At 65.1% G+C, this 15,272-nt stretch carries 13 protein-coding genes and 1 tRNA gene; 4 read left to right on the forward strand and 10 right to left on the reverse strand.

Features of this window, described 5'->3' with window-relative positions; translation table 11 throughout:
- Positions 1–7: 7 nt before the first annotated feature.
- Positions 8–2,680 carry an aconitate hydratase AcnA gene (acnA, locus tag K0S66_RS10090; RefSeq protein ID WP_301075237.1) on the forward strand — a complete coding sequence of 891 codons (2,673 nt, stop codon included), beginning with the start codon at positions 8–10 and terminating at the stop codon, positions 2,678–2,680.
- Between the two features lie 135 nt (positions 2,681–2,815).
- Here the strand turns inward: acnA and K0S66_RS10095 are convergent, their stop codons facing one another.
- From K0S66_RS10095 to K0S66_RS10130, 8 genes are all read right to left on the reverse strand, one after another.
- Positions 2,816–3,856, reverse strand: a complete 1,041-nt coding sequence (locus K0S66_RS10095) for a choice-of-anchor A family protein (RefSeq protein ID WP_301075239.1) — start codon at positions 3,854–3,856, stop codon at positions 2,816–2,818.
- 106 nt (positions 3,857–3,962) lie between these two features.
- The gene (locus K0S66_RS10100; RefSeq protein WP_301075240.1) at positions 3,963–6,611 is read right to left on the reverse strand and encodes a valine--tRNA ligase; all 2,649 of its coding nucleotides are present in this window, start codon (positions 6,609–6,611) and stop codon (positions 3,963–3,965) included.
- Between the two features lie 40 nt (positions 6,612–6,651).
- Positions 6,652–7,266, reverse strand: coding sequence for a zeta toxin family protein (locus tag K0S66_RS10105; RefSeq protein WP_301075242.1), 615 nt, complete (start codon positions 7,264–7,266; stop codon positions 6,652–6,654).
- 50 nt (positions 7,267–7,316) lie between these two features.
- Positions 7,317–7,472, reverse strand: coding sequence for a hypothetical protein (locus K0S66_RS10110; RefSeq protein WP_301075244.1), 156 nt, complete (start codon positions 7,470–7,472; stop codon positions 7,317–7,319).
- A gap of 30 nt (positions 7,473–7,502) precedes the next feature.
- Positions 7,503–9,527: a S9 family peptidase gene (locus tag K0S66_RS10115; protein WP_301075246.1), complete on the reverse strand. Its 2,025-nt coding sequence runs from the start codon at positions 9,525–9,527 to the stop codon at positions 7,503–7,505.
- A gap of 79 nt (positions 9,528–9,606) precedes the next feature.
- The gene (locus tag K0S66_RS10120; protein WP_301075247.1) at positions 9,607–10,119 is read right to left on the reverse strand and encodes a DUF2497 domain-containing protein; all 513 of its coding nucleotides are present in this window, start codon (positions 10,117–10,119) and stop codon (positions 9,607–9,609) included.
- 36 nt (positions 10,120–10,155) lie between these two features.
- Positions 10,156–11,652, reverse strand: a complete 1,497-nt coding sequence (locus K0S66_RS10125; RefSeq protein ID WP_301075248.1) for a TolC family outer membrane protein — start codon at positions 11,650–11,652, stop codon at positions 10,156–10,158.
- Between the two features lie 36 nt (positions 11,653–11,688).
- Entirely contained in the window at positions 11,689–12,357 is a 669-nt protein-coding gene (locus K0S66_RS10130; protein WP_301075249.1) for a protein-L-isoaspartate O-methyltransferase, read from the reverse strand.
- A gap of 143 nt (positions 12,358–12,500) precedes the next feature.
- On the opposite strand from K0S66_RS10130, the gene K0S66_RS10135 reads away from it, so the two are divergent.
- Positions 12,501–12,574, forward strand: a tRNA-Cys gene (locus tag K0S66_RS10135).
- Between the two features lie 3 nt (positions 12,575–12,577).
- Here the strand turns inward: K0S66_RS10135 and K0S66_RS10140 are convergent.
- Both K0S66_RS10140 and K0S66_RS10145 read right to left on the reverse strand, forming a co-directional pair.
- A complete protein-coding gene (locus tag K0S66_RS10140; protein WP_301075250.1) occupies positions 12,578–13,819 on the reverse strand; it encodes a site-specific integrase in 1,242 nt (413 codons plus the stop codon).
- 2 nt (positions 13,820–13,821) lie between these two features.
- Positions 13,822–14,424, reverse strand: coding sequence for a hypothetical protein (locus K0S66_RS10145; RefSeq protein ID WP_301075251.1), 603 nt, complete (start codon positions 14,422–14,424; stop codon positions 13,822–13,824).
- Positions 14,425–14,531: 107 nt separating this feature from the next.
- Between K0S66_RS10145 and K0S66_RS10150 the strand changes: the two genes are divergently transcribed.
- Both K0S66_RS10150 and K0S66_RS10155 read left to right on the forward strand, forming a co-directional pair.
- Positions 14,532–14,741 carry a DNA-binding protein gene (locus K0S66_RS10150; RefSeq protein WP_301075252.1) on the forward strand — a complete coding sequence of 70 codons (210 nt, stop codon included), beginning with the start codon at positions 14,532–14,534 and terminating at the stop codon, positions 14,739–14,741.
- A gap of 199 nt (positions 14,742–14,940) precedes the next feature.
- Positions 14,941–15,258, forward strand: coding sequence for a hypothetical protein (locus K0S66_RS10155; protein ID WP_301075253.1), 318 nt, complete (start codon positions 14,941–14,943; stop codon positions 15,256–15,258).
- The last annotated feature ends 14 nt before the right edge of the window (positions 15,259–15,272 follow it).

Here is a 15,272-nt window from a genome sequence, read left to right on the forward strand (position 1 = left end):
GACCCACATGACCGCCATCGGCCACGATACGCTCAAGGCCCGCCGCACGCTGCAAGCCGGCGGCAAGTCCTATGATTATTACGCGCTGGAGGTTGCCGCCGAGAAGTTCGGCGACATTTCGCGCCTGCCCTTCTCGATGAAGGTGCTGCTGGAGAACATGCTGCGCTTCGAGGACGGCAAGACCGTCACGCCGGAGGACGTGCAGGCAGTCGTCGACTGGCAGAAGGAGCGCCGCTCCGACCGCGAGATCCAGTATCGCCCCGCGCGCGTGCTGATGCAGGATTTCACCGGCGTTCCGTGCGTCGTCGACCTTGCCGCGATGCGCGATGCGATCACCAAGCTGGGCGGTGACGCAGCCAAGATCAACCCGCAGGTCCCCGTCCACCTCGTCATCGACCACTCGGTCATGGTGGACGAGTTCGGCACGCCCAAGGCATTCGAGGACAACGTCGACCTCGAGTATCAGCGCAATTCCGAGCGTTATGAGTTCCTGAAGTGGGGCTCCAAGGCGCTCGATAACTTCAAGGTCGTCCCGCCGGGCACCGGCATCTGCCACCAGGTGAACCTGGAGTATGTCGCGCAGACCGTCTGGGCGTCCACCGAGAGCGGCGGATCCGCGATGATCGCCTATCCCGACACCTGCGTCGGCACCGACAGCCACACCACGATGGTGAACGGCCTGGGCGTGCTGGGCTGGGGCGTCGGTGGCATCGAGGCAGAGGCCGCGATGCTCGGCCAGCCAGTATCGATGCTAATCCCCGAAGTCGTCGGCTTCAAGCTGACCGGCGCGCTGCGCGAGGGCATCACTGCCACCGACCTGGTGCTGACCGTCACACAGATGCTGCGCGCCAAGGGCGTCGTCGGCCGCTTCGTGGAGTTCTACGGCCCGGGCCTCGACCAGATGACGCTGGCCGACCGTGCGACGATCGCCAACATGGCGCCGGAATATGGCGCGACCTGCGGCTTCTTCCCGATCGACAACAAGACGATCGACTACATGAAGCTGACTGCCCGCCCGGCCGAGACGATCGCGCTGGTCGAAGCATATGCCAAGGCGAACGGCTTCTGGCGCGACGCCAACACGCCGGACCCGGTGTTCACCGACACGCTGGAGCTCGACATGGGCTCGGTCGTGCCCTCGCTCGCCGGGCCGAAGCGTCCGCAGGACAAGGTCGCGCTCGACCAGGTGGACGACGTGTTCAACGCCGACCTCAGCAAGGTGTACAGCAAGGCCGAACCGAAGCGCGTCGAAGTGGCCGACCGCGGCCATGACATCGGCGACGGCGACGTCGTGATCGCCGCGATCACCAGCTGCACCAACACGTCGAACCCGTCGGTGCTGGTTGCCGCGGGCCTCGTCGCTCGCAAGGCGCGCGCGCTGGGCCTGAAGCCGAAGCCCTGGGTCAAGACGTCGCTGTCGCCGGGTTCGCAGGTCGTCACCGACTATCTCGTGAAATCGGGTCTGCAGGACGATTTCGACGCCATGGGGTTCAACCTCACCGGCTATGGTTGCATGACCTGCATCGGTAACTCGGGGCCCCTCGCGGCGCCGATCAGCAGCGCGATCAACGAGAACGACCTGGTCGTCGCCTCGGTCCTGTCGGGCAACCGCAACTTCGAGGGCCGGGTGTCGCCGGACGCGCGCGCGAACTTCCTCGCCTCGCCGCCGCTCGTCGTCGCCTATGCACTGAAGGGCACCGTCACCACCGACATGAACCAGACGCCGATCGGCGAAGGGACGAACGGCCCGGTGTACCTCAAGGACATCTGGCCTTCGAACCAGGAAGTGTCGGAGCTGATGACGGCCAACATCGACGACGACATGTTCCGTACCCGCTACGGCAACGTGTATGAGGGCGATGCCAAGTGGCGCGCGATCGACGTGACCGTTTCGGACACCTACAGCTGGCCCGCCGCATCGACCTACATTGCCAACCCGCCGTATTTCGAGGGCATGGAAATGACCCCGGCGCCGGTAACCGACATCATCGATGCGAAGCCGCTGGCGATCCTGGGCGATTCGATCACCACCGATCACATCTCCCCGGCCGGCTCGATCAAGGCTGACAGCCCGGCGGGCGCGTGGCTGATGGAGCGCCAGGTGTCGAAGACCGACTTCAACAGCTATGGCTCGCGTCGCGGCAACGACCAGGTGATGGTCCGCGGCACCTTCGCCAACATTCGCATCAAGAACGAGATGGTGCCGGGGATCGAAGGCGGCATGAGCCGCTATGGCGCCGAAATCATGCCGATCTACGACGTTGCGATGCGCCACAAGGCGGATGGCACGCCGATGGTCGTGGTTGCGGGCAAGGAATATGGCACCGGCTCGTCGCGTGACTGGGCAGCGAAGGGCACCAACCTGCTCGGCGTGCGCGCAGTGATCGCGGAAAGCTTCGAGCGTATTCACCGGTCGAACCTGGTCGGCATGGGCGTCCTGCCGCTCCAGTTCGCCGAGGGTGTGACGCGCGAGACGCTGAAGCTGACCGGCGACGAGACGTTCACGATCCACAATGTCGCTGGCCTGCGCCCGCGTCAGACGGTAACCGTGACGCTGACCCGCAAGGACGGCTCGACCGAGACGTTCGAGACGCTGTGCCGTATCGATACCGTCAACGAGCTGGAGTATTTCCTGAACGGCGGCATCCTGCAGTACGTGCTGCGCAACCTGGCCGCGTGATCGCGGCCCCTGCCCTCCCCGCGCGGGAGGGCAGGGTTTCGCTTCCTTCCCCTCGGGGAGGAAGACAGGCATGAAAAAAGGGCTAGGCGTTCTGGACGCCTCGCCCTTTTTTTATCCGTTGTCTGTGGAGGGTCGTCAGGCGCCTGCGTGGCGGCGGCGGCGCATCATCCACAGGCCGATCGCGCCCAGCGCGAAGAGGCCAGCAGCCTCGCCCGGGATCGGTGTCGGCGAGCCGCCACCGCCCGGCGGGCCGGCCGGTGGATTATAGCTACCGACATAGGTGCCGAGGTGGAACTCGCCGTTCTGCACGAGGCTGCCAAACACCGCGGAGCCTTCGATGTAATTGCCCGTCGTCGCCGCCGCGCCGGGCGCCAGCACCGATCCGCCCCATGCCGTGGTGGCATCGACCTTCTGCGCGTCGACCAGGTTCCAGATCACATGCTTGCCGAGCCCGGTGGTGCCGCCGAGGAAATTATCGTTGAGCGTCACGTTCGCGCCGGTGACGTTGACGATCGCCGTGTCGGCGCCGTTGAGGTTGAACTTGATCTCGCCAATCCGATCGAGATCGGCGGCGGTGATGTTGAACACCGCCACGCCCTGCGCATCCGGCCGCGCATCGAACGTGCCGCGATTGCCGCTGATCGTCAGGTTGCTGTTCGAGGACATGCCGCCGAAGGTGCGCGACAGCTCGCCCATGCTGCTGGCGATCAGGCTGCCCTGCTGCTTCAGGTTGACGAGGAAGGACGGATCGCTCGCGGCGAGGCCCGAGGTCACCGTGTTCTGGTTGACGTTGGTGTTGGCGATCGTGCCGCCGACCTTCACCGTCTGCGGCGCGCCGTTCAGGTTGAAGCCGCTGTTGACGTTGCCGCCGACAACCGCGCCCGATCCGCCGTTCAGGTTCTTGTGCGATCCATTGACGTCACCCACCACCGTCAGGCCAGTGACGTTATAGGGCGAGGGTTCCGGGGTGCGGATCTGATAGTTGGACGAATTGCCGTTGAGGTTGCCGCCAACGAAGGTGCGGCCCTCTACCTCGGACGAGGAAGTGAGATCGCCGAGGACCACGAGGTTCCAGGTACGCAGGACATCGAGGCCAACGATCGACTGGGCACTCGCCGGCGCGGCCGTAGCGAGCGCTGCGACCATGGCGAGAACCGAAACCTTAACGCGCGTCATTTCAACTCCAACGAAACAGGGGGTCCGTTACGATGGCAATACAAGCGCCGCCAGCTTTCGTCCGCGGCAGCTGTCCCAGTTAGGGAAATGCCACCGACGGACGGGATCAGCCGAGCCGCGCCAAGGCGGCCGCGAGCCGATCTGCTTCCGCTGATTTTTCCGCATGATCGGCGCGGGCCTTCTCCACCGCCTCGGGCTTCGCGCGCTCGACGAAGCTCGGGTTGTTGAGGCGCCCGGCCAGCCCGTCACGCTCCTTCTGGGCCGCGGCAATCGCTTTGGCGAGGCGGGTGCGCTCAGCGGCGAGATCGATCACGTCGCCCAGCGCGATGCGGAACGTGGCTTCATCCACCACCACCTGCGCCGTGCCGCCCGACACTTCGCCCGGATCGATCCGCGCGAGGCGAGCGACCGTCGCGGCGTTGCGTTCGAGGCGCGCCTGCGTCTCGGCGTTCGCATCCGTCACCGCATAGGGTAGCCGGGCGCCCGGAGGCACGTTCAGTTCGGTGCGGCTGGAGCGCACTTCGCTGACGAGGCGGATCAGCCAGTCGATCTCCTGCGCGGCGGCCGGATCGATCGCACGCGCGTCAGCCATCGGCCAGTGCGCGACGATCAGGTCATGCTCGCGGGGCGCGAGCGCGTGCCACAGTTCCTCGGTGATGAACGGCATGAACGGGTGGAGGACGACGAGGATCTGATCGAGCACCCAGCCGGCGACCGCCTTCGTCTCGTCATCGATCGAACCCTTGATGAGTTCGAGATACCAGTCGCAGAACTGACTCCAGACGAACTGGTAGATCGCGTTCGCCGCGGCATCGAAGCGGTATTCGCCCAGCGCCAAGTCGACCGACTGGATCGCCTTGATCGCCTCGCCAATGATCCACTTGTTGACCGGGTGGGTCGCCGCCGGCGGCTCCAGCGTGGTCGATCCGCCGATGCCGTTCGACTGGCAGAAACGGCTGGCGTTCCACAGCTTGGTCGCGAAGTTGCGATAGCCCTCGACCCGCTTCTCATCCATCTTGATGTCGCGGCCCTGGCTTTCCATCGCCGCCATGAAGAAGCGCATCGCATCCGCGCCGTACTTGTCGATCAGGCCGAGCGGATCGACGGTATTGCCCTTGGACTTGGACATCTTCGCGCCGTCCGCCGCGCGGACCAGGCCGTGCAGGTAGAGCGTGCGGAAGGGAACGTCCTTCATGAAGTGCATACCCTGCATCATCATGCGGGCATCCCAGAAGAACAGGATGTCGAAGCCCGAGATCAGCACGTCATTGGGATAGCGCCCGCCGAGCGTGGGGTCGGTGTTCTCCGGCCAGCCCATGGTGGCGAAGGGCCACAGCGCGGAGGAGAACCATGTGTCGAGCACGTCGGGATCGCGCGTCAGGGCAACGCCCTCGCCCGCCTGCGCCTGCGCCTCGGCCTCGGTTTCGGCGACATAGGCCTTGCCGTCCGCGTCGAACCACGCCGGGATCTGGTGGCCCCACCACAATTGGCGGCTGACGCACCACGGCTGGATGTTCTCCATCCAGTTGAAGTAGGTTTTCTCCCACGTCTTGGGGACGAGGCGGATGGCGCCGGACTTCACCGCCTCGATCGCGGGCTGAGCCAGCGTCTTGGCGTCGACATACCATTGGTCGGTCAGCCACGGCTCGATGACCACGCCCGAGCGATCGCCGAACGGCGTCTGGATTGTGCGCGGCTCGGCGTCATGCTCGACGCCTTCCTTGTCGATGTGCGGCACGAGGACGCCATCGGCCTTGAGCCGGGCGACCACCGCCTTGCGCGCGTCGGCCGTCGACAGCCCCAGGAACTCGGCCGGGATCAGGCCGTCCGCGGTTTGCGTGACGTTGGCCTTGGCATCGAGCATGTTGAGCATCTCGCCCGCCTTCATGCCGGCGCGCTTGCCCACCTCGAAATCGTTGAAGTCATGCCCCGGCGTGATCTTCACCGCGCCGGTGCCGAGCGACGGATCGGCATGTTCGTCGGCGATCACCGGGATCAGGCGGCCAGTGATCGGCAGCCTGATCTGCTTGCCGATCATGTCCTTGTACCGCGCGTCCTCAGGATGCACCGCGACGGCCATGTCGGCGAGCATCGTCTCCGGGCGCGTCGTGGCGACGGTGATCGTTCCCGAGCCGTCGGCGAGCGAGTAACGGATCTGCCAGAAGCTGCCCTTCACCTCGCGCGTCTCGACCTCGAGATCGCTGATCGCCGTGCCGAGGCCCGGATCCCAGTTCACGAGGCGCTTGTCGCGATAGAGCAGGCCCTGGCGGTGAAGCTCGACGAAGACCTTGAGCACGGCCTTCGAGAAGCCCTCGTCCATAGTGAACCGCTCGTTCGCCCAGTCCATCGAGCAGCCGAGACGACGCAGCTGGCCGGTGATCTGGCCGCCGCTCTCCGCCTTCCATTCCCACACCTTGGCGACGAACTCGTCGCGGGTGAAATCGGTGCGCTTCTGCTGCTTGAGCGCCATCTGCCGCTCGACCACCATCTGCGTGGCGATGCCGGCGTGATCGGTGCCGACCACCCAAAGCGCGTCCTTGCCCTTCAGCCGCGCGTGGCGCGTCAGGATATCCTGCAGCGTGTTGTCGAGCGCGTGGCCGATGTGGAGCGAGCCGGTGACGTTAGGCGGCGGATTGACGATCGTCCACGGCTCCGCGCCGGGACGCTCGGGACGGAACAGGCCGTTCTCCTCCCAATGGCTGTACCAGCGGGATTCGATCGCGGCGGGGTCAAAGGTCTTGGGAAGCTCGCTCATGTCGCGAGCATTAGCGTCGCCGCGCGAAAACCAGAAGTAGCTAGTCCTGCCCCGGCACCAGCGCGCGAAACAATTCGTCGGGCATGTCCGAACTGATGCGGATCATGTCGGCTTCCTTGCGCCCCACCAGCTTCGGCTCCGCGCCAGAATTGTCAAAGACCCAGGCAGCATCTGCCTCGGCAAAGGACCAGCCGGCCTGTTCGAACGATCGGAGGCGCCGCGCCGCCACCTTGTCCGCCGGCACGTCATGGCCGCCCTTCGCAACCCGCAAGGCGATGCGCTCCAGCTGGAGATCGACCGACCTCACATAGACGTAGATGAGGCGGACTTCGAACCCACGCGCCTTGGCCTTGGTCACGAGGCGGCGATATTTATCGAAAGACAGGACCGTTTCAACGCCGATCGTCTGATAGGCGTCGAGCGAGGCATCCAGCCATTGCTCGATCCGCTGCACCGCGAGCAGGTTGGCGCGATCGACCGGCACCCGTTCGGTGTCGCGGATTCGGACGGTCAGAAGATCGGGATTGATGATCCAGACCGACCCGCCGAACTCGTCGACATCGCTTCGGTCATAGGCAGAGCTTTTGCCGCATCCGTTCGGGCCAGCGACGATCCACAAGCGCGGATCGAAGCCGGACCTGACCGTTCCCGTCACTCAGCGGCGGCAGCGAGGGCGCGATTGGCGCGGCGCGCGCGGCGGACATTCTAACGGAAGGCCGCGCCGAAATCCGCGGCGAACGACGGGCTATCGGCGTCAACGATGCGAACCTTCATCGTCTTGCCGTCCGCGCGCACCGTGCGATAGCGCGGCTTGCCGGGCGCCCCCGCGTCGAGCGGACCTTCAACGATGTCGATCTTCATCGTGCGCCTCCTGACCGCCAATATAGGAGGTCAGCGCTTCCCCGTCCATTGATCCATCCAGCCGATCACTTCGCGATACCATTGGCGCGAGTTCTTCGGCTTCAGCACCCAGTGGTTCTCGTCCGGGAAGACGAGCAGGCGCGAGGGGATGCCGCGGCGCTGGAGCGCAGTGAAGGCGGCGAGCCCCTGGGTGTAGGGGATGCGGAAATCCTTCTCGCCGGTGACGACGAGCTGCGGCGTCTTCCACTTGGCGACGTGGTTGACGGGGTTCCACTTTTCGAAGGCTTGCGGATCTTCGTAATAGGTCTTGCCGCCGTGCTCCCACTCGTCGAACCACAGTTCCTCGGTCTCATACGCCATGGCGCGCGCGTCGAAGACGCCGTCGTGCTGGACGATGCACTTGAAGCGGTCGGGCCACTGCCCCTCGATCCAGTTCATCATATAGCCGCCATAGGAGGCGCCGAGCGCGCAGGCATTGTCGCCGTCGAGCCAGGTGAACTTGGTGGTCGCCGCGGAAAGGCCTTTCTTCAGGTCCTCGAGTGGCCAGCCGCCCCAATTGTTGCGGATCGCATCGGTGAAGGCCTGACCGTAGCCAGTGGAGCCGTGGAAATCGACCGCGACGAGGCCGTAGCCCGCGCCCGCGAACACCGCCGGATTCCAGCGATATGACCAGCTGTTGTTGCTCGACCCCTGCGGCCCGCCATGGACCATATAAGCGATCGGCACCTTGCCGGTGCTATTGGCGGGCTTCACGGCATAGCCCCAGACGGTGTCGTTGTTGGCGCCGGTGAAGCTGAACCGCTCGACGGTCGGCATGTCGATGCCGGCGAGCTTGGCGGCGTTGACGTTGGTCAGCCGCTGCGGCGTGCCGGCGGCGGCGACGCGGTAGAAATCGGCCGGGGCGGTGAGCGAGTCGATTGCAACAATCGGCCCGGCGGGCGTCACGGCGACCGCGCCGACATGGCCTTGCTGCGTCAGCCGGGTAACCTGGCCGGTGCGCGCATCGACGCGGAACAGCGGGGTTTCCTGCGTATCGTCGGCCGTAACGTACAGCGAGCGCGAGTCGGGCGCCCAGGCGATCGAGCCGACCGAGCGATCCCACTTCTCGGTGAGCGAGGTGACACGGCCGGTGGCAAGATCGCGCAGCATCAGCACCTGGCGATCCGCCTCATAGCCCGGGCGGCGCATGGCGAACCAGGCGAGCGTGCGGCCATCAGGCGAGACGACCGGCTGATTGTCGGTAGCCTTGTTGTCCGCGGTGAGGTTGACGGGCGCGCGGCTGCCGTCGGCGGGCACTTCGAAGATGTCGAGATTGGTCGAGGTGGGCTCGATCCGGCCTGCCTCGCGCAGCGCGAAATAGAGCGTCTTGCCGTCGGGGCTCCACGCAACTTCCGCCGCGCCGCCGAACGGCTTGGACGGCGCATCGCCGATGAGGCCGCCCACGACTGCCTTGCCATTGCCGCGCGCGCCCGCGGCGGTCAGCGGCAGGACGAACAGCTGCGACCTTTTGCCGTCGCTCCACGTATCCCAGTGGCGCACGAACAGCTGGTCATAGGTGCGGCCCGATCCGGCATCCGCGCGCTTGCGGATCATCGGCTCCTCCAGGCTGGGGGCGCCCGGCAGGCGATCGGCCCAGACGACGATCTTGTCACCCGTCGGCGCGACCTTGAAGCCGTTAAACCCACCCTTGAAGTCGGTCAGCTTGCGCGGCGTCCCGCCCGTGACGGGAACCGACCAGATCGCATCGTCCATCGCGAAATAGACGGTGTTGCCGACGATCTGTGGATCATTTTCGTCCTTCTGCGGATCGGCGAGCAGCTTCTCCGGTGCGGCACCGGGACGCGTCAAATCGAGCCTCCACAGATCGAACCGACCGCGGTTGGCGTCGATATCGGCCTCCCGTTGGGCCCAGACCATCCAGCGACCGTCCTTCGACACGGTAGGCGCGCCGACACGGCTGAGCGTCGTCAGATCCTCGATCGTCAGGGGACGGGCATAGGCCGGAGCGGCGGTGACGGCGAGCGCAGCGAGGCTCGCGGACAGGAGCATCCTCATGGCCAAATGGTAAAGCAGATCGTCACAGGCGCGACAATCGCCTTGTCGCGTGACCACCCGTCGTGCGGCAGGCGAACGATCAGGAGCCGCGCGTGATCTTTGCGATTTCCCGCGCGACGAGCGTTTCCACCAATGTCGGCAAGTTCGTATCCAGCCACTCACGCAGCATCGGGCGCAGCATGTCGCGCACCAGCCCTTCGAGCGTACCGTCGCTACCGGGCTCCGGCTTCACCATCAGCCGCGACAGCGCATCGAGCGCACCGCGGGTCGCCTGAGTGGTTTGTTCCGACAGCAGCGCGGCAGCGGCCTGCGCGGTAGAGAGGCCGGGCGAACGCTCCGTCACGGCTGGCGCTGCGGTCGGAGCGGCCGCGTCGGCGCTCACGCTGGCGCGCGACGACGCCGGCGGCATCGGGTCGCTCAGTTCGAGAACTTCTTCCGGCTCGTCGTCATCAGCGATCGGCGCCGCCGGCACGGCACGAACCGCCCCACTGCGCCGAGGCCGGATCGGGCGATCGTCGCCCTCCTCCGCAATGATGCGCTTGATGGAGGACAGAATGTCTTCCATCGACGGCTCGGCGCTGACATCCCCCATGCGCGCAGTCCACCTCGTCCCAAAAACGGCTGACTATCAGCGGTTCGGTGCGCTCTCACCTGTGGTCAACGCCGGGCTTCTGTCAACCTTGCTGCTGTCGAGCGCGGGATCGAGCGGACGAGTGACATTGGCGTTCTGTGGCGGCACGCCGCTGGTTGACGGCGCGATTGCCTGTGGCGTCGGACCATCGGAAAAGTCGGAAATGCGGTTGCGCACGGCACGGTAGTTTTCGGCGGAATTGTACAGCGGGCCGCCTTCGAGGCCGAGATCCTGCGCCTCCGCCTGCCCCATCGCCGCGAGCAGCGCGAAGCCGGCGACATAGGCATCACGCCGTGCCGTCACCAGCGTGACCTGGCTGTTGAGCAATTCCTGCTCAGCGTTCAGAATATCGAGGATGGTGCGCGTGCCGACGCTGTTTTCGGCGCGGACGCCCTCCAAACTCAGCTGATTCGCCGCGACTGCCTGCTCCGATGACGCGATCACCTGCAGCGAGGATTGCCACACCGCATAGGCCGACCGCGTGGAAGCAATGACGTCGCGCTCCGCAGCGGTCGCATTCTCGATCGCCTGCGAGCGCTGCGCCTGCGCCTGGCGAACCAGCGCCGCGGGCCGCCCGCCTTGGAAGAAAGGCAGACTGACGTTGAGCCCGATCCCCGCTGACGTGCCGGACTGCCCGACGCCGAGCCCAGTGCCGGAGCCCAGCGAGCCGAGATAGTTCACGTAATTGCCGGTTGCGCCGACCCCCAATGTGGGCAACCGGCTGGCTCGCGCGACGCGCACGTCGAACACGGTCGCGTCACGCTGCTTCAACGCTGACAAGAGCGAGGGATTGTCACGCAATGCCACGTCAACCGCGACATCGGCATTGGACGGCAGATTGGGCAGCGGCGGCGGCGGCTCAAGCGCACCGGGCGCCGCGCCGACCAAGCGAACGTAATTTTCACGGCTCCCAATCAGGTTCGCCTGCACGCGCTGCAGCTGTGCGCGCGCAAGGCTGAGCCGCGCCTCCGACTGCGCGACGTCGGTGCGAGTCAGATCGCCTACCTGAAAGCGATCACGGCTGGCCTGAAGGTTCGTTTCCAGCACGCGCACGTTCTGGGCGTTGAGCCCGACGATCGCCTCGTCGCGGAGAACGTCGTTATAGGCGCCTACCACGTCGGTGAAGAGCGCCGCCTCCGTCCCGCGCAGACCAAGCTGGCCTGCCTCGACCCTTGTTTCCGCTGCCCGCACCGAATTGCGCACCGCGCCGCCGGAATAGAATGGCACGTTCAACGCCAACTGTGCCTGCGCGACCTTCTCCGGCGTGGTGAAGGAATTGCCGCTGCGCAGATAGTTTTCCGTAACGCCGGCGTTGCTTCCGAGGGTCGGACGGCCCGCCGCACGAGCGATCGGCACGTTTTCGTCATTCGCACGCTGCTGCGCACGGCTGCCGGTGATCGTCGGATTGTCCTGATAGGCCCGCGCCAGCGCATCGCGCAGCGTGTCCGCCTGCGCCGGGGAAGCGGCGATCGCAGCCGCAAGGGTCAGCGGCATGGCAAGTGAACGGACGCGGGTCATTGCAGCCTTTGCTCAGAAGGTGAATCGGGCCGGTTTGGCAAAACCCGGCAAGCGACAGCATTCGATGTCGGCGAAATCCAGCATCGCAAAACCACCCCCGCTGCGTCGACCGGCGGACAGCCGGGTCACGCCGCGATCGATCAGGCCGCCGACAACGCGGCCATCAGGATGAACCTGAGTGACCAGCGTTTCCGGCACCTCTTCAACGGCGCCATCGATGATGAGGACGTCGTACGGTGCGCCAGCCGCATGGCCTCGTTCCAGCGGACCTTCGACAATCGTCACCCGGCTGTCGTTGGCCAGTGACACGCGCGCCATGGCGACAAGCGCCGGGTCCGACTCCACCGCAACGACTGAGGCCACCAGTTCGGCCAGCACCGCGGCCGTGTACCCCGAAGCAGCGCCGATCAGCAGCACGCGATCGGCAGGAACAAGGCGCGCCTCGGTCAACAGCCGCCCGGTCGCGGTTGGCAGATTGAGCGAACGCCCGCCGCCGAGCTCCGCTAGGCCATCACGATAGGCGAACGGTACCTGATCGGCCGGAACGAACCGTTCGCGCGGCACAGTGGCCATCGCGGCGACGACCCGCGCATCCGACACCGCATTGGTACGCAGCTGACTGGCCACCATCGCGGTGCGGAGGGCGGCGAAATCGGGTTGGCGTTCCATGGTCATCGTCATTCTGTCACCTGTCGCACGGCTGTTTTAGCATGGCAATACACTTACCATCAGAGTGGCGCTTTATCGCGTCGATGCAAATGCGCCAATGTCGAAACTTGACATGCCTGCCTTGCCGCCGCATCAGCCCGCCTCCACGCGATCGAGGCCCGATGGCGGAGTGGTGACGCAGAGGACTGCAAATCCTTGCACCCGGGTTCGATTCCCGGTCGGGCCTCCAGCGCTAAGCCGCTGACTTGGCACTAGAAATTGCCACTACGGCAGCCCCTTCCGGGGCGTCTGGCGCGGCAGGCGTGTGTAATCCCTGTGTAATTGCGCCAGGAAGAACAGCATCGAGCGCTGAGATCGACGCGTCCACATGGTCGAACTGCATGTGGACGTAGCGCAGCACCATCGCGAGGGTCTTGTGCCCACTGATCTTCTGGATTGTGGGCAGGTCCACGCCAGCTCGCACCAGCTTTGTGATCGCGGTGCGTCGCATCGTGTGCGGGGTGACCTTGTCCGGATCGAGCTTGGCGCGAACCACTGCGCGGGCGAACGGCCGGGCCATGTTGGTACGGTGCCCGGCCCTCGACTGCTTCTCGTTCAAGGTCGGGAACACCCATCCGTCGCGCTTGTCCTCGTCCTCCATCGCGCGCTGGCGCTTCAATGCATCTACCAGCGACCGCGTGATCGGCTGCTCGCGCTGCCCAGCCTTCGCCTCGGGGATGAGGATGCGCCGGTTGTCGAAGTCGATCTGGTCGTAGCGCACACGTAGGATCTCTCGATGCCGCATCGCCGCGCCTAGCCCGAACGCGACGAAGAGCCAGCACCGTCCGTCCTGGTCGCCGATCGCGCCTTTCATCAGCGCCGCCGACTGAGCCTCGTTCAGCGCAATCATGGGCTGCTGCACCTCGGGCTCCATGACGATGTCGGGGATTGCGTCCTTCTTGATCCACTTCCACGACGCGGCGGACTTGAGCAGGTGCCGAAGGGTTGCGAGCTCGCGATTTACGGTGGCAACAGCGGCGCCTGCCGTGGTCCGCGCCTTCCGATACTGGCGGATGTTGAAATCGGTGAAGCCGTCGAGTCGGTGCGCCTTGAAGAACGGCTTGAGATGGTTCTTCAGGTGCTGTGTTTTCGGCTTCAGGTTCTTGCCGTCCGTGTCTGCCAAACGTTGCAGGTACTCGTCGGCCGCGTCGCTGAACCTGCGGTGGAGCTTGCGCCCCTTCGGCAGGTTCAGTCGCCCCTCACGCGCCTCGGTGCGAAACTTCTCGATCAGGCGCTCGGCCTGCTCCCGGGTGACGCCTTCGCTTTCCCGGCCGACGACCCGGTGGATGCGCTGGCCATCAACCATGATGTTGACGCGATAGCGGACGTCGCCGTTCGCCTGACGCTCGGCAATGATGCCGTGTTCGGCAAGCTCCTGCCCGATCGCCAGGCCGCGAATCGCAGGGCGGGTCAGCTTTGCGAACTTGAGCGCCATGTCTACTCCGATGCTTCAGTCGGTGCGACAAACCTGAGCAAGACGGATTGAGAGGGCAACAACCTGTCAACAACGCCCCTGAGCTCAGCCACCCGCCGCGTCATATTGATAGCGATCGACGGCTTCGCATTTAGTCGCTCGAGCGCCTTGAAGTCGCCCTCGATCAGCAGCACGCCTCCATCTTCATCTGTCTCGGTTGATCCTGACTGAAGATAACCGAGGGCGTTCGGCTGAAAGAGAAAGAACAAATCCATCTGCGACGCTTCAGCCATTGCTAAGGGACGACCAAAGTTTCCCCCTTCTTCGCTGAAGAGCGTTTCCAAATTGTTGGCAGCGGCATCTCCGAAGAATGACGCGAGGGTCGCCGGCGTCGCACCGCAGTCCAGCAGATCAAGGCAGGTCATAAGCGTGATGAGTTGGGCGGCATTATAGCGCACCTTCGTACCGCGCCCTGAATTGGCCCCCGCAGGAATGCCCGCCTTCTGCAACTGTTGAAGTCGGCCAACAAACGTCTCGCGCTTGATGGGGTCCACTCGAAACAGGTCCATCATGATCGCAACTACATCGCCAAAGGCGAACCCCGGCTTGATTAACGAAACCGCCATCGAAATTCCCTTCTGACGGAGACGTATCCGTTTCCGCTTGCGCCCTCAAGATGATTCGGATACCCATAGGTCCATACGGATACGTTTCCGTTACCGTGGAGGATCCGATGGTCGAACATGTTCGCATCCGAGTTCTGCCTGATGGGCGGGTATCACGCGCCGACGCAGCGGCATTCCTCGGCCGGAGCAGCAAGACGCTAGCTGACTGGTATTCAAAAGGCGTGGGCCCGCGTGCGCGGAAGGTCGGTGGCAGGCAGTTCTATTTGCTGCGCGACCTCGAAGCGTATCGCGACACCGGCGCGCGTGAGGCAATGTGACCCGGCCGGAGGGGCTCAGCTCGCGCCCTAAAAAGCGAGAAAGCCGCCCGGCAATCGGACGGCTTCCTGCATGTCACTGTGGCGGCGACAGCGGGATCAATAATCTGAATTCGCTCAGGGTTCAACGGCTGATCGCTGTGACAGGCATGTCGCCGTCGCTCGCGGCAGTTGTTGCTCCTCTCGCCTTCGGAGGCGCCGCATGATCCCGTCGAAAGCCTCGCTGGTCTGGCCTGCCGATCCCAGCGATCCGGGCGCGACCACGAACCTGAGCGTCGAGGAGCTGATCGAACACGGCGGCGCCCCGGGGATGCGCAGATATGTCGCTGGCCGGTTGGCAATCGCGGCCAGCGCAGACCCGAACGCGCCCCTTGCATGGAGCCGCTTCGCCTTGGAGCACGCCGCCGAGTGCGTCGGCGACACGACGGACGGCGGCGTCACGATGTCTGCGGCTGCCGTGCAGATGCTGCTGGCCTACGTCGCTTATCTTCAATCCGCTCAAGCTGGTGGCTCGTCGTGAGCGCCTTTACCTCC

Origin of the sequence: Sphingomonas sp., from assembly GCF_029239295.1 — a bacterium.
Taxonomy (GTDB): domain Bacteria; phylum Pseudomonadota; class Alphaproteobacteria; order Sphingomonadales; family Sphingomonadaceae; genus Sphingomonas.